A 20991-nucleotide genomic window follows, 5' to 3' on the forward strand; every position below is an offset into this window, starting at 1 on the left:
GCCGAGACGTCACCAGCGCACGTCGAAGCGTCACTCCCGTTGTCCGAGTGGGCAACGTATCGCCCACTCGGACGACGGGAGTGACGTCTCGGGCGACGGGAGTGACGTCTCGGCGGGGGTCAGCCGGCGCAGGCTCCGGTGTCGACAGCGGCGGTCTGAGAGCGAGCCTCGCGGGCGATCTCGATGACCTGGTCGGTGGTGAGGGCGTAGCCGGTCTCGGAGTCGGTGACCGAGGCGGCGAAAACGACGCCCACGACGTCGCCCTCGGAGTCGACGATGGGGCCGCCGGAGTTGCCGGGACGGATGAGGCTGCGTACGGAGTAGACGTCTCGGATGACGGTGCCGACGCCGTAGATGTCGGGCGAGCGGAGGCGCTGCTCGGCGCGGATACGACCGGGCTGTACGTCGAAGGGGCCGTCCTGCGGGTAGCCCAGGACCGCGATCGGATCCTCGGCGGCGGCAGTGTTGTCGAACTCGAGACGCTTGAGGTTGCCGCCGCCCTTGAACTTCAGGACCGCGATGTCGATCTCGGGGTCGTAGTGGACGACCTTGGCGTCGTTTGCGCCGTCACCCACGATGACGTTGGGGTCGTCGACGCCCGCCACGACGTGGGCGTTGGTCATCAGATAGCCGCGACCGATCACGAACCCGGTGCCCTCGACACCCTTGCCGCACTCGTTGGCACCGCGGATCTTGAGGACCGACTCCCCCGCACGCACCACATCGGGGTCGGTGAGCATGCGGCGCGGACCCGGTCCGACCTCGACGATCCGCTCACGGGCGAACGGCTCGAGGTAGCGCGGGAAGAACGAGGTGCCGACGACGTCGTTGAACGCGCTCAGTGCCCGGTCGGCCGGCGACGGCATGATCGAGTCGACCTTGGCCAGGATCGCCGACCCGCGCACCGCGGGGGTCAGCCCGTTGATCTGGGCCCCAGAGACCGCGACACCGAGCGCCCAGGCGACGACGAGCACCGCGGCCGCGCTGAGCAGCGCCCCACCGAGCGCATCGACGATCCGGGCGGGTTGCCAGGTGATCTCGTCCCGCACACGTACGCCGCCGTACTGCAGCACCGCCTGGCCGATCGACGCGCACGCGATCACGACGAACAGGGCGCCGAGCGAGACCCACAACGACGGAGTTGCGCTGCCGAGCACCTTCGGCGCCAGCCAGATGCCGATGAAGCCACCGAGCAGCAGTCCGCCGGTCGCGAAGGCGCCGGTGATGAAGCCCTGCCAGTAGCCCGAGAGCGCGTAGGCCGCGACGAGAATGATCAGGATCCAGTCAAGAAAATTCACGGCCGATTCCGTTCGCGTCCCTGAAACATGTATTCGGGCAACTCCTTGATCGGGGCGTCCGGAATCTCCGTGATCCACCCGAGATAGGTGAAGAAGCGGCTGATGATTCCGCCGGTGAAGCCCCAGAGGATGACATCCTTCTCCGGTCCGATCAAGAACGCGGGCATCAGCCACCCGCTGCGCCCTGGCGCGCCCACCTGGATCTGGTGCGCCGGGTCCATGAGATCCGACAGCGGCACCCGATACACGGCGTGCACCTCCTCGAGCGAACGCGCTGTGACCGGCGAAGGCTCTCGCCACCACGCGACGATCGGCACCACCGCGTGGTTGGAGAACGGGATCCACAGCGCCGGGAGCCTGCCGACCACGTCGACACCGGTCGGGTCGAGCCCGGTCTCCTCCCAGGCCTCCCGGAGCGCGGCCTCCTCGGCGGTCTCGCCGGGGTCGAGCCGGCCACCGGGGAAGGAGACCTGTCCGGGATGGGAACGCATCGTGTGCGACCGCTCGGTCAGCAACAGGTCGGGCCCCTCGGGGCCCTCGCCGAAGAGCATCAGCACCGCCGACTCGCGCGCACTGCCATCCTCCGGCGGCAGGAACTGGGAGATGTCCTCGCCCTGGATCTGCTGCGCCGCCTCGACGATCTCGTCGAACCACTCCGGTCGCGAGTTGTTCAGAAGGTCCGCTCGCTCACTCACGCGACCACCTCCGTAGCGCAAGCGCCAGAATACGGACGCGGTCGCGTGATGCATGGACGGTTCGCTCGCTGACGCTCGCTCACAGCGTGATCCCCAGCTTCTGCTCGACGAGCTCCTTGACCTGGTCCTCGCTGGTCATGCCGCCCATCTGCAGCAGCTTCACCTCACCGGAGGAGGACAAGACGTACGTCGTCGGCACCGCTCGCGCGGTGAGCGACCCGCCCTGCAGCTCGCCGCCGGGATCGGCGTACATCGGGAAGGTCACCCCTCGCGAGATCGCCTCCTCGAGCGCGACCCCGGGCACGGTGTCCATGACGTCGATGCCGATCACCGGCACCTCGTCGCCGTAGGTCTCGTGGAAGCTCTGCAGGGCAGGCATCTCCTCCTTGCAGGGCGCACAGAATCCCTGGAAGAGGTTGATCACCATCGGACCCTCGAAGGAGGCCAGATCGACCGAGTCGCCACCGCCGAGACACGGCAGCTCGATCGACGGCAGGCCGCCGTCGCTCGCCGACCCGGCGCGGCACTCCTCCACCTTCGAGGCCTTCTTGGCCGCGACCATCTTCGCGGTGGCGACGTCGACATCAGAGGAGGACGTCGCGTCGCCGAGCGGCGCGCCCGCCTGCCCACCGCCGGCCGGCGACTCGGCTCCGCAGCCGGTCAGCACGACAACCACGGCCGCGAGCAGAGCGCTCACCGTCGCGGCCCGGCCTCTACCCCCGAGGACACGAACCATCAGTTGCGGCCCTCCGTGCGGACCAGCTTCGCCGCGGCGACCGGGTCGGTCGGGCCCTCCCCGTACGCCGGGCACAGCTGTGCCACCGGGCAGGCGCCGCACGCCGGCTTCTGGGCGTGACAGATCCGCCGCCCGTGCCAGATCACGTGGTGGGAGAGCATCGTCCAGTCCCGCTTCTCGAACAGCTCACCGACCGCGTGCTCGACCTTGACCGGATCCTTCTCGGTCGTCCATCCGAAGCGTCGCGAGAGCCGCCCGAAGTGCGTGTCGACGGTGATCCCCGGCTTGCCGAAGGCATTGCCGAGCACCACGTTGGCGGTCTTGCGCCCGACGCCGGGCAGCTTCACCAGCTGCTCGAGACGTGAGGGCACCTCCCCGTCGTACTCCTCAACCAGGACCGCGCTCAGCTTCAGCAGGGCCTCGGTCTTGGCACGGAAGAAGCCGAGCGGCCCGACGAGCTGCTCCAGGTGCTCCCGGGGCGCGGCGGCCATCTCCTTCGCGGACGGATAGGCCGCGAAGAGGGCCGGCGAGGCCAGGTTGACCCGCTTGTCCGTGGTCTGCGCGCTCAGCACGGTCACGACCAGACACTCGAACGGGTTGGTGAAGTCGAGCTCGGCCTTCGCATCCGGGTAGGTCTCACCGAGAATGCGGTCGATCCGACGGGCACGACGCACCAGACCCAGGCGCGTCTCAGTCGCAAACTTCTGGGCAGGCACGCAGCAAGGCTACGCGGCCACACCGACAATCCCGATCCGGCCCACGAGACGGTTAGCACGGATACCGCCCTATACATGCTCTTTCTGCCCTTATCGGTGGGTGATGTGCACTTGTGAGACGTTCCACAGATAGGATTCCCGATGTAATACCCGCGGATGTGGGGAAAATCCAGGAGGAATGGCCGCAATGGACAACGACGTACTCCGTCAGGCACCGCTCTTCAGCGCACTCGACGACGAGTCGATGACGGCCCTGCACGCCTCGATGGCAGAGTCCAAGCTCCGCCGCGGAGAGGTGCTCTTTCACGAGGGCGACTCCGGCGACAAGCTGTACGTCGTGATCGACGGCAAGGTGAAGCTCGGCCGCACCTCGTCCGACGGCCGCGAGAACCTGCTCGCCATCATGGGCCCGGGCCAGATGTTCGGCGAGCTCTCCCTCTTCGACCCCGGCCCCCGCTCGGCCACCGTCACCGCGGTCACCGACTCCGCCTTCGCGAGCCTGTCCCACGAGGACCTCCTCAAGTGGCTCGAGGGCCGCCCGGTCGTCGCCCGCGGCCTGCTCGCCCAGCTGGCCGGCCGACTCCGCAAGGCCAACGACGTCGTCGCCGACCTCGTCTTCTCCGACGTGCCCGGCCGCGTGGCGAAGGCCCTGCTCGACCTCGCCGACCGCTTCGGCCGCACCGCCGACGACGGCGTCCACGTCCACCACGACCTCACCCAGGAGGAGCTGGCCCAGCTCGTCGGCGCCTCCCGCGAGACCGTCAACAAGGCCCTGGCCGACTTCGCCAGCCGCGGCTGGCTCCGCCTCGAGCCCCGCTCGGTCGTGATCATGGACATCGAGCGCATGGCCCGCCGCGCCCGCTGATCTGGTCAGCGCTCAGGCTGCCGCTTCTGTGGGTGGATCGTCTCGTGACGGGCGAGCATGGCGACGTACTCCTCGATCTTGCGCGTCCGCGCGGCCTCGGTCTTCAGGGAGGTGATGCGGTGATAGAGCGCGAACCGGTTCTGGGAGGTGAGGACGTCGTACATCGCCTGCGCCGCGGGCACCGCGACGATCGCGGCGAGGAGGTCGGGCGGGGTCTCGGCGGTGGCCGGACCGGCGTACGCCGCCTCCCACCGCCCGTCCGCCTTCGCCGCCTCCACGGCGGCCCGCCCGGCGGCGGTCATCCGGCCCTCACGCTCGAGACGGTCGATGTGCTCGACGTTCCTCTGTGACCAACGGCTCTTCGGCCCACGCGGCGTGAACCGCTGGAACGACGACTGCTCGTCGCGCCGCCGGGCCTGACCGTCGATCCAGCCGAAGCAGAGCGCTTCGTCGAGCGCGGTCTGCCAGGTCAACGAGGTCAACGTGCCGCCCTTCTTGGTCAGCACGAGCCAGACCGCGGGAGTGTCGGCATGGTGCTCCTCCAGCCAGGCCCGCCACGCGGGTGGGTCGGGAAGAAGGAGCTCGGCACCGGACAGGATCGCCATGACCCGAACAGTAGGCCTCAGCGCTCAGCGAGGTAAGCCAATTGTGCTCGTACGGAGAGCTCGGCGGCACCCCAGAGGACCTGGTCCACGTCGGCGTACACGACCTCGACGATCGTCCGCGGGTCGGCCGCAGCTGGCGTGGTCTCCAGCCTCGAGAGGGCTTCCTCGACCTGGCCGAGGCGCTCGCGACGGTGGGCGATGTAGTAGTCGAGGGCGCGCAGCGCGTCGCCGATGACCGGGCCGTGACCAGGCCATACGTTGCCGATCCCGTGCTCGGAGGCCAGCGCGTGCAGGCGGTCCAACGAGTCCAGGTAGGCGCCGAGCTCACCGTCGGGATGGGCCACCACGGTCGTGCCTCGCCCGAGGACGGTGTCCCCGGTCAGCACCGCACCGTCGGCCGGCAGCCAGAAGGAGAGCGAGTCCGCGGTGTGCCCGGGGGTCCCGACGACGCGGATCTCCAGGCCGTCGACCTCGATGACGTCACCGTCGCCGAGCCCCTCGCTCCCGAGCCGGTATTCAGGATCAAGAGCGCGTACGCCGGCCCCGACCCGTTCGGCGAAGGCCCGCGCCGCCTCGGAATGGTCGTAGTGATGATGGGTCAGCAGCACGGTGGCCACCTCCCCGGCCGCCTCCGCGACGGCATCGAGATGACCCTCGTCGAGAGGTCCGGGGTCGATCACGACCGACCGGCGCGCACCCGGCTCGCGCAGCACCCAGGTGTTGGTGCCGTCGAGCGACATGATCCCGGGGTTGGGCGCGAGGATGCACTGCCCGCGCTCGCCGAAGACCCCGCCTGACCAGGAGTCGCTCATGAGCGTCCCCGTCCGGACATCAGCTTCTCGTGCATCGGCATCATCGACAGGATGTGGCCGCCGTCGATCGCGGTGACGGCCGGGGTGAACATCGTCAGGGTCCGTCCGGCGGCGTCGGCGAGCACCTCGTCCTCCGATCCGATCGAGGCGACCTCGAGGCAGTTGAGGTAGGTCGGCGGCATCATGGCCAGCTCGCCGGCCTCGACCTGGGCAGCGGCCTCGTCGACCCCCAGCCAGAGCACCGAGGAGGACTCCGTGGACACGTCGCGGGTGACCTGCCCTTCGGGCAGCCGTGCGACGAAGAACCAGGTCGCGAAGCGTTTCGGCTCGAAGATGGGCGTCGTCCAGGCGGCCCACGGCGCCAGCAGATCCGTACGCAGCACCAGCCCGCGCCGGGTCAGCAGCTCGGTCAACGACAACGCGCGTGACTCCAGGGCGGCTCGATCAGCCTCCCACTCGTCACCCGAGACGTCGTCGACGACGGCGTCGCCCGACGCCCCCGCGAGCAGCACCCCGCACTCCTCGAACGTCTCCCGCACCGCCGCGGCGACCAGCTCACGGGCGCGGGACTCCTCGACCCCGAGCCGGCGCGCCCACTCAGCCGCCGAAGGCCCGGCCCAGCAGGAGTCGGGCAGCTCGACGTCGCGTACGTCCACGCCGCCGCCGGGGAAGACCGCCATCCCGGCGGCGAACCCCATCGACAGCTGCCGACGGAGGAGGTAGACCTCGGGAGTGCCTTTCGGACCCGGCCGCAGCAGCATCACCGTCGCCGCGTCGCGCGGCTCGACCGGGGTGCGTACGCCCTCGGCGTACTCCCCGGCCAGCGCCACGACGTCGTCACCAAGCCGGACTGGGGGGATCGGGATGCGCACGCTCGTCACTGTAGCGACGCGGACGTCCGCGTCCCACCCCCGTCTGAGCCTCGGAGCAAGGCTCAGATCTCGACGATGATCTCCACCTCGACGGGAGCGTCGAGCGGCAGGACCGACACACCGACGGCGGAGCGGGTGTGGCGCCCGGCGTCACCGAAGACCTTGCCGAGCAGCTCGGAGGCACCGTTGGCGATGCCCGGCTGAGCGGTGAAGTCAGGGGTCGAGGCGACGAAGCACGTCACCTTGACGACCCGCTTGACCAGCGACAGGTCACCGATCTCGGCCTTCACCGCCGCGAGGGCGTTGAGCGCACACTGCTGCGCAGCGGCGATGCCCTCCTCGGGCGAGACCTCGCCACCGAGCTTGCCGGTCGAAAGCAGGGCGCCGTCCTTCATCGGAAGCTGCCCGGAGGTGAAGACGTGATTGCCGGTGCGGAGAGACGGGATGTAGGCCGCCACCGGCGGTACCACCTCCGGAACACTCAGGCCGAGCTCGGCGAGGACCTCCTCGGGCGCGCTCACGCCGAGCCCTCCCGCTTGAAGAAGCCGACGTAGTTGCCGGTGCCGTTGTCGATGATGGAGACGAGCTCCCAGCCATCGGCACCGAAGTTGTTGAGGATCTGCGCCGCCGCGTGGTTGAGGATCGGCGCTACCTGGTACTCCCACTTGGTCATGTCGGCACCCTACTTCCCGGGCCAGCAGACCGGCTTCCCGGCGACATGGTTTGACCTTCCAACCGACGGCCCGGCCCACTAGGGTCGACCCGTGACTTCGACAGAGCAGCTGAAGACGTACGTCGACACCTGGTGGTCCTCGGTCCAGGATCTCCTCACGCTCCTGGAGGAGCTCGCCGAGCCTGATTGGGACCTGGCCACCGACCTGCCCGGCTGGGACGTACGCGCCGTCGCCTCCCACGTCGCGCACCTCGAGGGCCTCACCGGCGGCGCACCCCGCGAGGATGCCGAGGTCCCCGAGTCCGAGCACATCAGGACGCCGATGGGCCAGTTCACCGAGATCGGCGTGCTCACCCGGCGCGACGCCTCACCGGCGAGCATCATCGACGAGATCCGCCGCTACGCCTCCGTACGCCACGACCAGCTGCTCGCCTCCCCGCCCGAGGACCCCGCAGCGCCGGCGTCCGGCGTCTTCGGCGCGATCGGTTGGACCACCGGAAAGCTGCTCCGCAACCGTCCGCTCGACCTCTGGTTGCACGAGCAGGACATCCGCCGCGCGACCGGCCGGCCGGGCGGCCTGGACACCGTCGGCGCCCTCCACACCACCGACTACCTGCTCGAAGGCGTCGGCTTCGTGCTCGCCAAGAAGGCCGGCGGCGCCCCCGGCTCGTCGGTGGTCGTCGAGGTCGAGGGCCACGCTCCGTACGCCTTCACGGTCACCAAGGACGGCAAGGGCGTCCCGCTGGCCACCCCGGTGGCCGACCCCACGGTCACGCTCTCCACCGACCGCGAGACGTACGTCCTCCTGGCCGGTGGCCGCGCCTCCGCCGACCCCTCGAGGGTGACGATCATCGGCGACACCACTCTCGGCACCAAGATCGTCGAGAACCTCAACATCACCCCCTGATAGCCGGTCCCCGTTAAAGTCGCTCCCATGAGTTCCGACTGGCCACACGTGCAGCTGCATGTGGTGACTGGCAAGGGCGGCACGGGCAAGTCCACGGTGGCTGCAGCCCTGGCGCTCGGGCTGGCCTCCCATGGCAAGAACGTCCTGCTCTGCGAGGTCGAGGGCCGCCAGGGGGTGGCTCGGATGTTCGACGTCGACCCGCTGCCCTATGCGGAGACCCGGATCGCGACCGGGCTGCGGCTGCGGTCGCGATCGGGCGCCGACGCCGAGCCGGGCAACGTCTACGCCCTGCACATCGCCCCTGAAGAGGCTCTCCTCGAGTACCTCAAGATGTACTACAAGCTCGGTCCTGCCGGCCGCGCCCTCGACCGCTTCGGCGTCGTCGAGTTCGCCACCACGATCGCGCCCGGCGTGCGGGACGTCCTGCTCACCGGCAAGCTCTTCGAGGCCGTCCAGCGCAACAGCCGCAACAAGGGCGCGCGGACCTACGACGCCATCGTGCTCGACGCTCCCCCGACCGGCCGGATCACCAGCTTCCTCAACGTCTCCGAGTCCGTCGCGGGCCTGGCCAAGGTCGGTCCGATCAAGAACCAGGCCGACACGATGATGACCCTGTTCCGCTCCCGCCGCACCGCGGTCCATCTGGTCACGCTGCTCGAGGAGATGCCGGTCCAGGAGACCGCCGACGGCATCAGCGAGCTGCGAGCCGCCGGGCTCCCGGTCGGCGGCGTCATCATCAACCAGGTGCGCCCCCGCGACCTCCCCGACGACTCTCTCGCCCCCGCCCTCGCCGGCTCCCTCGACGGCGACGCCATCGCCGAAGACCTCAAGCGCGCCGGCGTCGAACCCGAGCCCGCCCTGATCTCCGCCCTCACCGACGAGGCGAAGGAGTACGCCGAGCGCCGAGCTCTCGAAGACGCCCAGCGTGACCTCGTCGCCGGTCTCGGTGTCCCCACCTACGAGCTCAACCGGCTCGCCGGCGGGATCGACATCGGTGGGCTCTACGAGCTCGCGGCGGAGCTCAAGGATCAGGGGCTGGCATGACGTCACATCCACGCGTCGGCCCGCTGGCCGCCCACGGCGACCACACCCAGGCTCTCGAGGTCGACCGGCTCCTCGACGACCTCGACACCCACATCATCGTCTGCTGCGGCAGCGGTGGCGTGGGCAAGACGACCACGTCGGCCGCCCTCGCCCTCCGAGCGGCCGAGCGCGGTCGCAAGGTGGTGGTGCTGACGATCGATCCTGCTCGGCGCCTCGCCCAGTCGATGGGCATCGCCCAGCTAGACAACACGCCTCGGCCCGTTCCTGGGGTCGGCCCGGGTCGGCTCGACGCGATGATGCTCGACATGAAACGCACCTTCGACGAGGTGGTCGAGTCCCAGGCCAGTCCGGAGAAGGCGCAGCAGATCCTCAACAACCAGTTCTACATCGCGCTGAGCTCGAGCTTCGCCGGCACGCAGGAATACATGGCGATGGAGAAGCTCGGCCAGCTCTACCGCGACTCCTTCGCCCACAACGGCGGCAGCGGCGACTACGACCTGATCGTCGTCGACACGCCCCCGAGCAGGAGCGCTCTCGACTTCCTCGACGCTCCCGAGCGTCTCTCGAGCTTCCTTGACGGCCGCTTCCTACGCCTGATGCTGGCCCCCACGAAGGGCCCGGTCCGGCTCATGTCGGCCGGGATCAACCTCGTCACCAACGCGCTCAAGAAGGTCCTCGGCGGGCAGATGCTCACCGACCTGCAGACCTTCGTGACCGCGCTCGACACGGTCTTCGGTGGCTTCCGGCAGCGGGCCCAGGAGACGTACGCGCTGCTTCAGGCCGACGAGACCGCCTTCCTCGTCATCGCGGCGCCCGAGCCCGATGCGCTCCGGGAGGCCGCCTACTTCGTCGAGCGTCTCTCCGGCGACCGGATGCCCCTTCAGGGACTGGTCGTCAACCGAGCGACCCTGCCCGACGACGCCTCGCTCACCGCCGCCGCGGCCGGGGCGGCAGCGGAGCGGCTCCCTGACGCGCCCCTCACCGCCGGGCTGCTGAGGCTCCACGCCGACCGCGCCCGCTTGGTCGAACGCCAGGATCAGCTGCGCGAGCGCTTCGCCGTGGCCCATCCGCAGGTCCCGACCGCCGTCGTGCCGGCGCTGCCCGGCGACGTACACGATCTCGACGGGCTCCGCGAGATCGCCCGACTGCTGGCCCAGGAATGAGCCGAGCCAGGACGTACGCAGATACGTCCTGGCTCAAACCTTGATCTTCAGCGATCCACTCGAGTAGGGGACGAGTGCTCACTCCACGATGGCACGGGTGCGCGCGGCCTCGAGCACCGCACGCCACGAAGCGTTCGGGCTGCGACGGAGCAGAGCACGACGCTCACGCTCGGTCATGCCGCCCCAGACACCCCACTCGATCTGGTTGTCGAGCGCCTCGGCCAGGCACTCGGTGCGGACGACGCAGCCGGAGCAGACCATCTTGGCCTTGTTCTGCTCGGCTCCCCGGACGAAGAGCTCGTCGGGCTCGTTCTCACGACATGCAGCCTGCAGCGACCATTCATCAATCCACATTGTGTGCCATCCCTTCGTCGGAGCGCTTCGCCCTCCCCAAATGACGGCGTGAGCGCCCGTGCGGACTAAAGGTTAAAGACCGCAACCTCTCTAGTGACACACCCTTCTGGCCCAAAGTATGTAGCCCGAAATGACTAGGAGGGTCCCAGGGCCCCCCTTTGACCCACCTGTGCGGGGCCAACTGCGAATCATGTGCTATTAGCCGCGATCGCCTACGATGACCAGCATGTCCTCGCCGTCGCTGCGCCCGCAGACCGTGCTCAAGCACCTCGCCGTCATGTGCGGTGTGGCAGCCGTCCTCGGAGTCGTCGCCGCAGGTCTGGCCATCCCCTTCGCCGGCGTGGCCGGGATCGCGGCCAAAGAGACCGCCGAGAAGATGGACTCGCTGCCGCAGGCCTTCGAGATCGACGAGATGTCCCAGACGACCAAGATCGTCGACCGCAAGGGCAAGCTGATCACGACGCTCTACGACCAGAACCGCGTCTACCGCCCGCTCGACCAGATCTCGTCCAACATGACGAAGGCTCTCCTGGCGATCGAGGACTACCGCTTCTACCAGCACGGCGCGATGGACCTCAAGGGCACTCTGCGCGCGCTGATCACCAACCAGGCCAGCGACTCGGTGCAGGGTGGCTCCTCGATCACCCAGCAGCTGGTGAAGACGACGCTGGTCTACTCCGCGAAGACGGAGGAGGAGCGTAAGGCCGCGATCGAGAAGTCGACCGCCCGCAAGATCCGCGAGCTGCGCTACGCAATCGCGCTGGAGGAGAAGCACTCCAAGGACTGGATCCTCGAGCGCTACCTCAACGCGGCCTACTTCGGCGACGGCGCCTACGGCGTCCAGGCCGCCGCCAAGCACTACTTCAACGTCAACGCCTCCGAGCTCAACTGGCAGCAGTCGGCGATGCTGGCCGGGATGGTGAAGAACCCCACCGGTTACGACCCGACCAACTACCCCGACGCCACCATCGCCCGCCGCAACGTCGTCCTCGACCGGATGGCCGGGCTCAACGTCATCTCCCGCCCCGAGGCGGAGAAGATGAAGGACGCCGACCTCGGCCTCAACGTCCAGAAGCAGCGCAACGGCTGCCTCGGCTCGTCCGCGGAGTTCTTCTGCGACTACGTGATCAACTGGCTGGTCAAGGACCCCGCATTCGGCGAGACCGAGGCCGATCGGCTGGCCCTGCTCAAGTCGGGCGGCCTGACGATCAAGACGACCCTCGACCAGCGCTTCCAGGATGCCGCCCAGGAATCGGTCGAGGACCACGTCTACGCGACCGACGACGCGATCGGCGCCCTGGCGATGGTCGAGCCCGGCACCGGCCGGGTGCGCGGGCTCGCCCAGTCTCGCCCGATGGGTGACAAGCGGAAGAAGGGTCAGTCCTACCTGAACTACATGGTGCCGACGCAGTACGGCGACTCCGCCGGGTTCCAGGCCGGGTCGACGTTCAAGCCGTTCGTGCTCACCGCGGCGATCGAGCAGGGCTTTCCGCTCAAGCAGAAGATCAACTCGCCGGAGAACATCGTCCTCCAGGAGTCGTCGTTCGCCGGCTGCCCCGGAGACGGCAACCGCGTCGGCACGTGGCCGGTCGGAAACTCGACGACGAGTGGGGCGAAGGACGCGTACACCGGCACACGCGAGTCGGTGAACACTTTCTACGCCCAACTGGAGCAGATCACCGGCCTCTGTGCCCCCTACAAGATGGCCCAGAAGATGGGCATCCAGCTGACCGACCCCAAGGACGAGCGAGTGCCGTCCTTCACCCTCGGCGTCACCAGTGTGAGCCCGCTGGAGATGGCCGAGGCGTACGCCACGTTCGGTGCCCGCGGCAAGCACTGTGACTCGATCCCCGTGAACGAGATCCTCGACGCGAACGACAAGGTGATCAAGAAGTACGAGCCCAAGTGCCAGCAGGTGATGGCCAAGGGCACCGCCGATGCGGTCAACGACATCCTTCGCGGACTGCTCGAAGGCGGATTCGCGAGCAATGAGGCACTCTCCGTCCCTGCTGCAGGCAAGACGGGAACCATCAACGGCAACCGGGCTGTCTGGTTCATGGGATACACCCCGAAGCTCGCCACCGCCGCCATGATCGCCGGAGCGAACTACGACGGCACCTGGAAGTCCCTCAACGGACAGGTCGTCGGGGGCTCCTACATCGGCTCGGCCTCTGGTTCCGGACAGGCCGCCCCGATGTGGGGCGATGCGATGCAGGTGATCGACCAGTACCTCAAGGCGCAGGACTTCCACGAGGTCGACCCGCAGGTGATCGCGGGCAACACGGTAGACGTCCCCTGGGTCGGCGGCATGACGGTCTCGAAGGCGACGAAGGTGCTGCGGAACGCCGGCTTCCAGGTCCAGGTCGGCCCCGAGGCGTACTCCGACTACGACCGTGGTCTGGTCGCCTTCACCACCCCGTCCGGCGACGCCGCCGAGGGTTCGCCGATCACGATCTACACCTCGCTCGGACCGGAGCCGAAACCCGACCCCAAGCCTGACAAGAAGCCCGACAAGAAGAAGCCCGAGGACGAGGGCGGCGACGAAAAGCCCGGCAACGGGAAGCCGGCAGCGGCCCGGCAAGAGCCTGATTTCGGCTGGGAGTGGCCGAGCGACTGACGCCACGCCCAGCCAACGACTGTGGCCCCACCGATCCGGTGGGGCCACAGTCGTTCTCCGGCCCCGCTCAGCCGAGCTGCTTGCGCACCTCTGCGGCGACGGCGCCACCGTCGGCACGGCCCTTGGTCTGCGGGGTCAGGATGCCCATCACCTTGCCCATGGCGCGCATCCCGTCCTCGGCGGCACCGGTCTGGGCGACGGCCTTGCTGACCAGGTCGGAGATCTCCTCGGCGCTCAGCTGAGCGGGAAGGTACTCGGTGATCACCGCGGCCTCCGCGGTCTCCTTCTCGGCCTGCTCGGTGCGGCCACCCTCGGCGAAGGCAGTGGCCGCCTCGCGACGCTTCTTGGCCTCGCGGGTGAGGATCGTGGTGATCTCGTCGTCGGTGAGCTCCTTGGCCTCCTTGCCGGCGACCTCGGCCTCGGTGATCGAGGCCATGACCATGCGCAGCGTCCCGGCGCGGTCCTTGTCGCGGGCCTTCATCGCAGAGGTCAGATCGGTGCGGAGTCGGTCCTTCAAAGAGCTCATGGAACCATTGTGGCAGGGTTGAGCCATGCGGCTCGCCTCAGTGATCGGCCCAGTAGTCGGCACAGCACTCGGCACCGGGCTCGCCACCGGCGCGGCCATGACGACGTACGCCCTGTGGGAGGCCCGTCAGTACACCCTGCGCCGCGTGAGACTGCCGGTGCTCCCGGAGGGCGCGGACCCGCTCCGCGTGCTGCACCTCTCCGACATGCACGTGGTCCCGTCGCAGCACAAGAAGCTCGACTGGATCGCCTCGCTGGCCGCGCTGAAGCCGGACCTGGTCGTCGACACCGGTGACAACCTCGCCGACCGACGGGCGGTGCCGGCGGTCGTCAACGCCCTCGGCACGCTGCTCGACGTGCCCGGCGTCTTCGTGCACGGCTCCAACGACTACTACGAGCCGCGGATGCGCAACCCGATCGGCTACCTGCTGCCGGACCGCGGCAAGCGGCGTACGAATGTTCCCGAGCTCCCCTGGCGTGATCTGACCGCCTCTTTCACCAAGTCCGGCTGGCTGGATCTCACCAACACGCGCTCGTCGTTGACCGTCAAGGGCATCGAGTTCGCTTTCGCCGGGGTCGACGACCCCCACCTCCGCCTCGACGACCTGCCGGCGGTCGCGGGCCCCGCCGACCCATCCGCGGACGTACGCCTCGGGGTTGCGCACGCGCCGTACCTGCGGGTCCTGGACCAGTTCACCGCGGATGGCTACGACGCGATCCTGGCGGGGCACACCCATGGCGGCCAGATCTGCCTGCCCGGCGGGCGGGCGCTCGCGACCAACTGCGATCTCGACCCCGCCCGGGTGCGCGGGCTGCACACGCACACCCACGGTGGGCGGCAGGCTTGGATGCACGTATCGGCCGGACTCGGCACCTCCCCGTACACCCGGATCCGGATCGCCTGCCGCCCCGAGGCCACCCTCCTGACGCTGACTCCGCGTGGCGCTTCTCGCGGATAGGGCTCGATTACGGGTGAGGGGAGTCTCTGGGCTATGCTCAACTCTCGTTGGACCGTTGATCGGTGCAGCATTCGGGTTGTAGCGCAGCTTGGTAGCGCACCTCGTTCGGGACGAGGGGGCCGCAGGTTCAAATCCTGTCAACCCGACAGCGAGTTCAGGCTCGGAGATCACCAGATCTCCGGGCCTGAACCTGTTTCTGGCCGAGTAGTGTCGACGACATGAGCTTCGACACTCGCAACGGCACCCGCGGCGCCAGGCAGCCCACCGCCAACCCCCTCCTGAAGCTGGGCAACAGGCTGATGATGCTCCGGGCCCGCAAGAGCACCGGCACCACCGCCGGGATGCGACTGCTCGTGCTCACCACTATCGGCAAGAAGAGCGGCGAGCCCCGCTCGTCGCCGCTCGCCTGGTTCCCCGGCGAGGACGGCACCTGGCTGGTGGTCGCCTCGGCAGGCGGCGCGGTGAAGAACCCGGCTTGGTACTACAACCTCGCCGCTCACCCGGACCGCGTCACCATCGAGCTCGGCGGTGAGACGATCCCCGTGGCCGCCGAGCAGCTCCACGGCGAGGAGCGCGCACGAGTCTGGGCCGAGATCGTCGACTCGGCCGCCAACTTCGGGAGCTATGAGGAGAAGACCGACCGCGAGATCCCGGTCATCCGCCTGACCCGCGCCTGAGTTCGATCCTCCTGGGTTCAATTGTGGCGTACGGCATGCGAAACTGCCCCTCATGACCAACGACCCCGCCGACAAGCTCGCCGCGCCGTCGTTCGGCTTCAAGAAGAAGCGTGGGGGTACGAAGCCGACCGACGCCAAGCCCGAGAAGTCTTCGGCTCAGCAGGGTTCTGCGGAGAAGACCCAGGTGCTGGAGAAGACGGCCCCGCCCGTCGTCGCGCCCGAGCCGCCGGCGAAGAAGACCGACGAGAAGCCCGCGCAGAAGCAGAAGGCTTCAAAATCTCAGAAGCCTCCGAAGCCGGCGCGGGAGCCGAAGGCCAAGGCCCCTCGAGCCCCCAAGGCGACCAAGGAGCCGAAAGCGCCCAAGGCCCCGAGCCAGCGGCGGCTGAAGCTCACCACCCCGACCGGCATGTCGGCGGCGGTCATGATCGGCGCCATCGTCGGCGCGTTCATGACCCTGGCCATCTGGTTCAGCGGCACCGTGAGCCAGTGGACGCGCGGCACCTCGTCGCTCGGCGACAAGGGCGCGATCGTCCTCATCGCCGTCTTCGTCCTCGCGGTCGTCGTCGGCGGCTACCTCTTCCGCCTGGCCGGCGCCCGCTCCCCCTTCACGATCAGCTTCCTCGGCTCAGCGCTCGTCGCCGTGGTCTCGATGCTCTTCCTCACCGAGGTCTTCAACAACCCCTGGGGCGTGATCATCGCCGTGATCCTCACCGCCGCCGCGTACGCCCTCTCCTACTGGGTCACCACGACCTATATCGACTGACAACCCCCACGCCGAGGCGTCACCCGCGTCGGCCGAGGTGTCACTCCCGTCGGCCGAGCCGGCACCGTGATGCCATCTCGGCCGACGTACGCGACGTCTCGTCAGAGGCCGGCGGCTACGAGCTCGGCGATCTGGACGGTGTTGAGCGCGGCACCCTTGCGGAGGTTGTCGTTGGAGATGAACAGGGCGAGGCCACGGTTGTCCGGGACACCCTCGTCCTTGCGGATGCGGCCGACGTAGGAGGGGTCCTTGCCGGCGGCGTGCAGAGGCGTCGGTACGTCGCGGAGCTCGACACCGGGGGCGTTCGACAGGATCTCGGTGGCGCGCTCGGGGGTCAGCGGGGAGGAGAACTCGGCGTTGACCGCGAGCGAGTGGCCGGTGACGACCGGGACGCGGACACAGATCCCCGAGACCCGCAGGTCGGGCAGGGCGAGGATCTTGCGGGACTCGTTGCGGAGCTTCTGCTCCTCGTCGGTCTCGTTGAGACCGTCCTCCACCAGCGAGCCGGCGTAAGGAAGGACGTTGTAGGCGATCGTCTCGACGTACTTGTCCGGCTCCGGGAATGCGATGGCGGACCCGTCGTAGGCGAGCTCACGGGCCTTGTCGCCGGCGGCCGTGATGCCGTTGACGAGCTCCTCGACACCGGCGACGCCGGAGCCGGAGACGGCCTGGTAGGTCGACACGATGAGGCGCTCGAGCCCGGCTTCGTCGTGGAGCGCCTTGAGCGCCGGCATCGCCGCCATCGTGGTGCAGTTGGGGTTGGCGATGATGCCTTGGCGGGCCTCGATGACCCCGGCCATGGCCGACGGGTTGACCTCGGAGACGACCAGCGGGATCGACGGGTCCTTGCGCCAGGCCGAGGAGTTGTCGATGACGATCACTCCGGCGTCGGCGAACTTCGGCGCCAGCGCCTTCGAGGTGGCGCCGCCGGCGGAGAAGATCGCGATGTCGAGCCCCGACGGGTCGGCGGTGGCAGCGTCCTCGACGACGACCGAGCGGTCACCAAACTCGATGGTCTTGCCGGCCGAGCGCGCCGAGGCGAAGAGCCGAACCTCGCCGAGCGGGAAATTCCGCTCGAGCAGGATCTGACGCACGGCGACGCCCACCTGCCCGGTGGCTCCCACGATTCCAAGATTGACACTCATCGGCCGGTCCCTCCGTAGACGATGGCCTCTACGTCGCTGTCGAGGCCGAATGCTCTGTGTGTGGCGCGCACTGCGCGGTCGAGGTCGTCGGCGTTGACGAGCACCGAGACGCGGATCTCCGAGGTCGACACCATCCTGATGAAGACTCCCTCGGCGGCGAGCGCGGCGAAGAACCGCGACGTGATCCCCGGATGCGTACGCATTCCCTCCCCGACGATGGAGAGCTTGCCGATCTGCTCGTCGGTGATCGGGTCGGCGAAGCCGACCTTGCCCTGGATGTCGCTCAGCGCCGCCCGGGCCAGCTTGACGTCCGTGCGCGGGAGCGTGAACGAGATGTCCGTACGCCGCGTCTCCTCGGCCGACACGTTCTGCACGATCATGTCGATGTTGATGCCGGCTTCGGCGAGGGTGTCGAAGACGCGGGCCGCCTCGCCCGGCTCGTCGGTGACCCCCACCAGGGTGATCTTGGCTTCGCTGCGGTCGTGGGCGATGCCGACGATGTCCGGGACGTCGGCACCGGCCTCGGCCCCGTAGGAGACCTTCTCGACGTCCACGTCGCTGAACTTCTCCGCCGCGGCCTGCACCGCCCGGTCGACCTCGTCGTCGGCGACGACGACCGAGACCCGCACCTCGGAGGTGGAGATCATCTGGATGTTGACCCCGGCCTGGGCGATCGCGGAGAAGAAGTCGGCGATCTTCTTCGGCTGGGTGCGCAGCCCGGCGCCGATCAACGAGACCTTGCCCATCCTCGGCTCCGTGCTGACCCGCACGAAGCCGACCTCGGCCTGCGCCAGCTCCAGCGCCTTCACGGCACGCTCGACGTCGTCTCGGGGCAGGGTGAAGGTGATGTCGGTGCGCTCAGTGCCGGCCGCCGAGGCGTCCTGGACGACCATGTCGACGTTGATCCCGACCCCGGCGATGATGTCGAAGACCTTCGCGGCGGCGCCGACTTGGTCGGGCGCGTCGACGACGGTGATCTTCGCCTGGCTGCGGTCGTAGGCGATGGCCGCGACGATCGGAGCCTCCATGCCGGCATCCTCGAGAGCCTGCGGGTCGCCATGGGGCGAGACCGCGTCGATGCTGCCCTTGACCACCGTGCCGTTGAGGGTGGAGAAGGAGGAGCGTACGTGGATCGGCAGGCTGTGACGCCGGGCGAACTCCACGGACCGCAGGTGGAGCACCTTGGCTCCGGAGGCGGCCAGCTCGAGCATCTCCTCGAAGGCGACCACGCTCAGCTTGCGTGCCGTCGGGACGATCCGCGGGTCGGCGGTGAAGACGCCGTCGACGTCGGTGTAGATCTCGCAGACGTCGGCGTTCAGCGCCACCGCCAGCGCGACAGCGGTGGTGTCGGTGCCGCCCCGGCCCAGCGTGGTGATGTCCTTGGTGTCCCTGGAGACGCCCTGGAAGCCGGCCACGATCGCGATCGCACCGTCGTCGATCGCCGCCTGGATCCGCTCCGGGGTGATGCTGAGGATCTTGGCGCGCCCGTGCTGCGCGTCGGTGATCAGGCCGGCCTGCGACCCGGTGAACGACCGGGCCTCGTACGCCAGCCCGCGCTCGTTCGCGACGTCGTTGATCGCCATCGCGAGCAGGGCCATCGACTGCCGCTCGCCGGAGGTGAGCAGCATGTCGAACTCACGCGCGTGCACGGTTGCGTCGGGCGATACCTTGTTGGCCAGATCGATCAGCTCATCGGTGGTATCGCCCATGGCGGAGACGGCCACGACAACGTCGTGGCCCTGCTCTTTGGTTGCGACCACCCGTTGAGCCACGCGCTTTATGCCCGCAGCATCTGCGACCGAACTGCCACCGTACTTCTGAACGACGATTCCCACGCCGGGAGAGTCTACGTTGCCGGTGCTGACGTCTTCTCCAGCATCTCATCTGCGGCAGCCAGGTCCTCGTCCTCACCGGTGAACGGCTCGGAGTCGAGGCGGTCGTGGGCGACCACGGTGAGCAGCGCGTTGAGCACCGCCCCGGCCAGGTTTCCCCAGTTGTTGACGTAGCTGAACTGCCACCACCAAAGCGCCTCGTCGACGTCACCGAGCCGGTAGTGGCGCAGGCCGTACTCCAGATCGGTCACCAGGCTGGCGACGTCGTCGGAGATCTGGCTGTCGACCACGTCGGGGCTGTAGGGGTCGAAGACGAAGCTGTAGGTGTCGATGTCCCCGAACATCCCGGCCAGCCCCATCCGGAGCTCGTCGACATCTGCTTCCATGCCCACGTCGGGCTGGAACTCCTCACGAGGCTCGAAGTCCTGCTGGGCGCCCAGCCGCGCGCCCGCCAGCAGGATCTGGCTCACCTCCAGCAGCAACATCGAGACAGCGCTGCCACCGTCGCCGTCGGCAGCGATCGCGCGCACCGAGAGCAGAAAGCTCTCCACCGAGTCGGCGATGCTGGTGGCGAAGTCCTTGTCGGTCAAGTCGTTCGTCATGACGGCCCCTTTCCGGAGGTCCAATGAATCGTCAGGCTACCTCCGAAGTCGCGGCCTGACGAGGGTAAAGAGTCGGCTCTTATCAGGGCTTAAGGGTCTACTCGGCGGCTCTGCGTCCGGCGAACGCCCGCCCGAGAGTGACCTCGTCGGCGTACTCCAGATCGCCGCCGACAGGAAGACCGCTGGCCAGACGGGTGACCTTCAGGCCGAGCGGGCTCAGCTGACGGGTGAGGTACGTCGCCGTCGCCTCGCCCTCGAGGTTGGGATCCGTGGCGAGGATCACCTCGGTGATCCCCGGATCGTTCAGTCGCTGGACCAGCTCGCGGATGCGCAACTGGTCGGGACCGATCCCGTCGATCGGACTGATCGCACCGCCGAGCACGTGGTAGCGCCCGCGGAACTCACGGGTGCGCTCGATCGCGACGACGTCCTTGTATTCCTCGACCACGCACAGCACGGACTGCTCGCGACGCGGGTCACGACAGATCCGGCAGGTCTCCTCCTCGGAGACGTTGAAGCAGACCGAGCAGAACTTCACCTTCGCCTTGACCTCGTTGAGGATCGCGGCCAGCCGATGTACGTCGGCAGGATCAGCCTGGAGCAGATGGAAAGCGATCCGCTGGGCGCTCTTCGGGCCTACGCCCGGCAACCGTCCCAGCTCGTCGATGAGGTCTTGGACCACACCCTCGTACAACTTGGTTATCGCCTGTCTCTAGCTGTGCTGGTCTCGACTGTGTCTGTTTCAGAAGCCGAGCTTGAACGGCGGCTCGCCACCGGCGCCGCCGCCGAGGCCGCCCGCGAGCGGCCCCATCGCCTCACCGGCGAGATCGTCGGCCTTGCTCTTCGCGTCGCGGTAGGCGGCGACGATCACTGCACCGAGGTCCTCGAGGTCATCGGGGCTGCTGCCGTCGAACTCGCCCTGCTTGATCTCCACGCCGACCAGCTCGCCGGTGCCGGTGAGCTTGACGGTCACCGCGCCGCCGGCGACGGTGCCGTCGACGATCGTCTCGGCGAGCTTCTCCTGGGCGTCGACGATCTGGCTCTGCAGGGCTTGGGCCTGCTGCATGATCGCGTTGAGGTCGAAGCCGCCTTCGCCGCCGAGGCCTTCGAGTGGGTTTGTCATCTGTGCCG

The 20991-nt window shown here is 68.5% G+C and carries 24 protein-coding genes, 1 tRNA gene and 1 pseudogene; 9 read left to right on the plus strand and 17 right to left on the minus strand.

What is annotated here, in order from left to right:
• Window positions 1–119: 119 nt before the first annotated feature.
• The 4 genes from H5T77_RS12515 to nth all read right to left on the minus strand — a co-directional run bounded on the left by H5T77_RS12515 (window position 120) and on the right by nth (window position 3445).
• Window positions 120–1298 carry a MarP family serine protease gene (locus H5T77_RS12515; RefSeq protein WP_292649706.1) on the minus strand — a complete coding sequence of 393 codons (1179 nt, stop codon included), beginning with the start codon at window positions 1296–1298 and terminating at the stop codon, window positions 120–122.
• Window positions 1295–1993: an NUDIX hydrolase gene (locus tag H5T77_RS12520; RefSeq protein WP_292649708.1), complete on the minus strand. Its 699-nt coding sequence runs from the start codon at window positions 1991–1993 to the stop codon at window positions 1295–1297. Before H5T77_RS12520 ends, H5T77_RS12515 begins: the two co-directional genes overlap by 4 nt.
• Window positions 1994–2072: 79 nt before the next feature.
• Window positions 2073–2690, minus strand: a complete 618-nt coding sequence (locus H5T77_RS12525) for a TlpA family protein disulfide reductase (RefSeq protein WP_292649710.1) — start codon at window positions 2688–2690, stop codon at window positions 2073–2075.
• Between the two features lie 38 nt (window positions 2691–2728).
• On the minus strand, window positions 2729–3445 hold the full coding sequence (gene nth / locus H5T77_RS12530; RefSeq protein WP_292649712.1) for an endonuclease III: 717 nt from the start codon (window positions 3443–3445) through the stop codon (window positions 2729–2731).
• Window positions 3446–3632: 187 nt separating this feature from the next.
• Between nth and H5T77_RS12535 the strand changes: the two genes are divergently transcribed.
• Window positions 3633–4310 carry a Crp/Fnr family transcriptional regulator gene (locus H5T77_RS12535; RefSeq protein WP_008356269.1) on the plus strand — a complete coding sequence of 226 codons (678 nt, stop codon included), beginning with the start codon at window positions 3633–3635 and terminating at the stop codon, window positions 4308–4310.
• Between the two features lie 5 nt (window positions 4311–4315).
• Here the strand turns inward: H5T77_RS12535 and H5T77_RS12540 are convergent, their stop codons facing one another.
• The 5 genes from H5T77_RS12540 to H5T77_RS12560 all read right to left on the minus strand — a co-directional run bounded on the left by H5T77_RS12540 (window position 4316) and on the right by H5T77_RS12560 (window position 7272).
• Window positions 4316–4915: a YdeI/OmpD-associated family protein gene (locus H5T77_RS12540; RefSeq protein ID WP_292649717.1), complete on the minus strand. Its 600-nt coding sequence runs from the start codon at window positions 4913–4915 to the stop codon at window positions 4316–4318.
• 17 nt (window positions 4916–4932) lie between these two features.
• Window positions 4933–5727: an MBL fold metallo-hydrolase gene (locus H5T77_RS12545; protein ID WP_292649718.1), complete on the minus strand. Its 795-nt coding sequence runs from the start codon at window positions 5725–5727 to the stop codon at window positions 4933–4935.
• Complete coding sequence (locus H5T77_RS12550; protein ID WP_292649719.1) at window positions 5724–6599, minus strand: NUDIX hydrolase; 876 nt, start codon at window positions 6597–6599, stop codon at window positions 5724–5726. Before H5T77_RS12550 ends, H5T77_RS12545 begins: the two co-directional genes overlap by 4 nt.
• 62 nt (window positions 6600–6661) lie before the next feature.
• The gene (locus H5T77_RS12555; RefSeq protein WP_292649721.1) at window positions 6662–7120 is read right to left on the minus strand and encodes a RidA family protein; all 459 of its coding nucleotides are present in this window, start codon (window positions 7118–7120) and stop codon (window positions 6662–6664) included.
• Entirely contained in the window at window positions 7117–7272 is a 156-nt protein-coding gene (locus H5T77_RS12560; RefSeq protein ID WP_292649723.1) for a DUF4177 domain-containing protein, read from the minus strand. The genes H5T77_RS12555 and H5T77_RS12560 overlap by 4 nt, the downstream gene beginning before the upstream one ends.
• 91 nt (window positions 7273–7363) lie before the next feature.
• Between H5T77_RS12560 and H5T77_RS12565 the strand changes: the two genes are divergently transcribed.
• From H5T77_RS12565 to bagB, 3 genes are read left to right on the plus strand one after another with little or no spacing between them, the layout of a single operon-like run.
• On the plus strand, window positions 7364–8179 hold the full coding sequence (locus tag H5T77_RS12565) for a maleylpyruvate isomerase family mycothiol-dependent enzyme (protein WP_292649725.1): 816 nt from the start codon (window positions 7364–7366) through the stop codon (window positions 8177–8179).
• 27 nt (window positions 8180–8206) lie between these two features.
• Window positions 8207–9223, plus strand: coding sequence for an ATPase BagA (gene bagA, locus H5T77_RS12570; protein ID WP_292649726.1), 1017 nt, complete (start codon window positions 8207–8209; stop codon window positions 9221–9223).
• Window positions 9220–10386, plus strand: coding sequence for an ArsA family ATPase (gene bagB, locus H5T77_RS12575; RefSeq protein ID WP_292649727.1), 1167 nt, complete (start codon window positions 9220–9222; stop codon window positions 10384–10386). Before bagA ends, bagB begins: the two co-directional genes overlap by 4 nt.
• A 78-nt stretch (window positions 10387–10464) precedes the next feature.
• Here the strand turns inward: bagB and H5T77_RS12580 are convergent, their stop codons facing one another.
• Window positions 10465–10740, minus strand: coding sequence for a WhiB family transcriptional regulator (locus H5T77_RS12580; RefSeq protein WP_179660765.1), 276 nt, complete (start codon window positions 10738–10740; stop codon window positions 10465–10467).
• Window positions 10741–10966: 226 nt separating this feature from the next.
• Between H5T77_RS12580 and H5T77_RS12585 the strand changes: the two genes are divergently transcribed.
• The gene (locus H5T77_RS12585) at window positions 10967–13357 is read left to right on the plus strand and encodes a transglycosylase domain-containing protein (protein ID WP_292649730.1); all 2391 of its coding nucleotides are present in this window, start codon (window positions 10967–10969) and stop codon (window positions 13355–13357) included.
• 67 nt (window positions 13358–13424) lie between these two features.
• Here H5T77_RS12585 and H5T77_RS12590 read toward each other — a convergent pair whose 3' ends face one another.
• A complete protein-coding gene (locus H5T77_RS12590; protein WP_292649732.1) occupies window positions 13425–13883 on the minus strand; it encodes a GatB/YqeY domain-containing protein in 459 nt (152 codons plus the stop codon).
• A 25-nt stretch (window positions 13884–13908) separates the two neighbouring features.
• Here H5T77_RS12590 and H5T77_RS12595 point away from each other — a divergent pair, with 25 nt between their 5' ends.
• The 4 genes from H5T77_RS12595 to H5T77_RS12610 all read left to right on the plus strand — a co-directional run bounded on the left by H5T77_RS12595 (window position 13909) and on the right by H5T77_RS12610 (window position 16281).
• Window positions 13909–14841, plus strand: coding sequence for a metallophosphoesterase (locus H5T77_RS12595; protein ID WP_292649734.1), 933 nt, complete (start codon window positions 13909–13911; stop codon window positions 14839–14841).
• A gap of 72 nt (window positions 14842–14913) precedes the next feature.
• Window positions 14914–14987: transfer RNA gene (locus H5T77_RS12600), tRNA-Pro, on the plus strand.
• Between the two features lie 72 nt (window positions 14988–15059).
• Window positions 15060–15518 carry a nitroreductase/quinone reductase family protein gene (locus tag H5T77_RS12605; protein WP_292649736.1) on the plus strand — a complete coding sequence of 153 codons (459 nt, stop codon included), beginning with the start codon at window positions 15060–15062 and terminating at the stop codon, window positions 15516–15518.
• A 52-nt stretch (window positions 15519–15570) separates the two neighbouring features.
• The gene (locus H5T77_RS12610; protein WP_292649737.1) at window positions 15571–16281 is read left to right on the plus strand and encodes a hypothetical protein; all 711 of its coding nucleotides are present in this window, start codon (window positions 15571–15573) and stop codon (window positions 16279–16281) included.
• A gap of 101 nt (window positions 16282–16382) precedes the next feature.
• Here the strand turns inward: H5T77_RS12610 and H5T77_RS12615 are convergent, their stop codons facing one another.
• The 6 genes and pseudogenes from H5T77_RS12615 to H5T77_RS12635 all read right to left on the minus strand — a co-directional run bounded on the left by H5T77_RS12615 (window position 16383) and on the right by H5T77_RS12635 (window position 20983).
• Window positions 16383–17426 carry an aspartate-semialdehyde dehydrogenase gene (locus H5T77_RS12615; RefSeq protein WP_292649739.1) on the minus strand — a complete coding sequence of 348 codons (1044 nt, stop codon included), beginning with the start codon at window positions 17424–17426 and terminating at the stop codon, window positions 16383–16385.
• Window positions 17423–17980 (minus strand): ACT domain-containing protein, encoded by a 558-nt coding sequence (locus H5T77_RS25755; protein WP_472850345.1) that lies wholly within the window; start codon window positions 17978–17980, stop codon window positions 17423–17425. Before H5T77_RS25755 ends, H5T77_RS12615 begins: the two co-directional genes overlap by 4 nt.
• Window positions 17957–19261: pseudogene (locus tag H5T77_RS12620) on the minus strand (aspartate kinase); the annotation flags it as partial. The gene H5T77_RS25755 and the pseudogene H5T77_RS12620, both read right to left, overlap by 24 nt.
• 11 nt (window positions 19262–19272) lie before the next feature.
• Entirely contained in the window at window positions 19273–19860 is a 588-nt protein-coding gene (locus tag H5T77_RS12625; RefSeq protein ID WP_292649743.1) for a DUF5063 domain-containing protein, read from the minus strand.
• 97 nt (window positions 19861–19957) lie between these two features.
• Complete coding sequence (gene recR / locus H5T77_RS12630; protein ID WP_292649744.1) at window positions 19958–20554, minus strand: recombination mediator RecR; 597 nt, start codon at window positions 20552–20554, stop codon at window positions 19958–19960.
• A gap of 48 nt (window positions 20555–20602) precedes the next feature.
• The gene (locus H5T77_RS12635; RefSeq protein WP_292649745.1) at window positions 20603–20983 is read right to left on the minus strand and encodes a YbaB/EbfC family nucleoid-associated protein; all 381 of its coding nucleotides are present in this window, start codon (window positions 20981–20983) and stop codon (window positions 20603–20605) included.
• Between the last annotated feature and the right edge of the window lie 8 nt (window positions 20984–20991).

The organism is Nocardioides sp. (genome assembly GCF_014360585.1).
GTDB lineage: Bacteria > Actinomycetota > Actinomycetes > Propionibacteriales > Nocardioidaceae > Nocardioides.

Coding starts and splice junctions, on each gene's coding strand:
- H5T77_RS12580 (WP_179660765.1), bottom strand. CDS start 10,740: ATGTGGATTGATGAATGGTCGCTGCAGGCTGCATGTCGTGAGAACGAG.
- bagA (WP_292649726.1), top strand. CDS start 8,207: ATGAGTTCCGACTGGCCACACGTGCAGCTGCATGTGGTGACTGGCAAG.
- H5T77_RS12635 (WP_292649745.1), bottom strand. CDS start 20,983: ATGACAAACCCACTCGAAGGCCTCGGCGGCGAAGGCGGCTTCGACCTC.
- H5T77_RS12535 (WP_008356269.1), top strand. CDS start 3,633: ATGGACAACGACGTACTCCGTCAGGCACCGCTCTTCAGCGCACTCGAC.
- H5T77_RS12545 (WP_292649718.1), bottom strand. CDS start 5,727: ATGAGCGACTCCTGGTCAGGCGGGGTCTTCGGCGAGCGCGGGCAGTGC.
- H5T77_RS12595 (WP_292649734.1), top strand. CDS start 13,909: ATGCGGCTCGCCTCAGTGATCGGCCCAGTAGTCGGCACAGCACTCGGC.
- H5T77_RS12610 (WP_292649737.1), top strand. CDS start 15,571: ATGACCAACGACCCCGCCGACAAGCTCGCCGCGCCGTCGTTCGGCTTC.
- H5T77_RS12625 (WP_292649743.1), bottom strand. CDS start 19,860: ATGACGAACGACTTGACCGACAAGGACTTCGCCACCAGCATCGCCGAC.
- bagB (WP_292649727.1), top strand. CDS start 9,220: ATGACGTCACATCCACGCGTCGGCCCGCTGGCCGCCCACGGCGACCAC.
- H5T77_RS12605 (WP_292649736.1), top strand. CDS start 15,060: ATGAGCTTCGACACTCGCAACGGCACCCGCGGCGCCAGGCAGCCCACC.
- H5T77_RS12560 (WP_292649723.1), bottom strand. CDS start 7,272: ATGACCAAGTGGGAGTACCAGGTAGCGCCGATCCTCAACCACGCGGCG.
- H5T77_RS12590 (WP_292649732.1), bottom strand. CDS start 13,883: ATGAGCTCTTTGAAGGACCGACTCCGCACCGATCTGACCTCTGCGATG.
- H5T77_RS12540 (WP_292649717.1), bottom strand. CDS start 4,915: ATGGCGATCCTGTCCGGTGCCGAGCTCCTTCTTCCCGACCCACCCGCG.
- H5T77_RS12585 (WP_292649730.1), top strand. CDS start 10,967: ATGTCCTCGCCGTCGCTGCGCCCGCAGACCGTGCTCAAGCACCTCGCC.
- H5T77_RS12615 (WP_292649739.1), bottom strand. CDS start 17,426: ATGAGTGTCAATCTTGGAATCGTGGGAGCCACCGGGCAGGTGGGCGTC.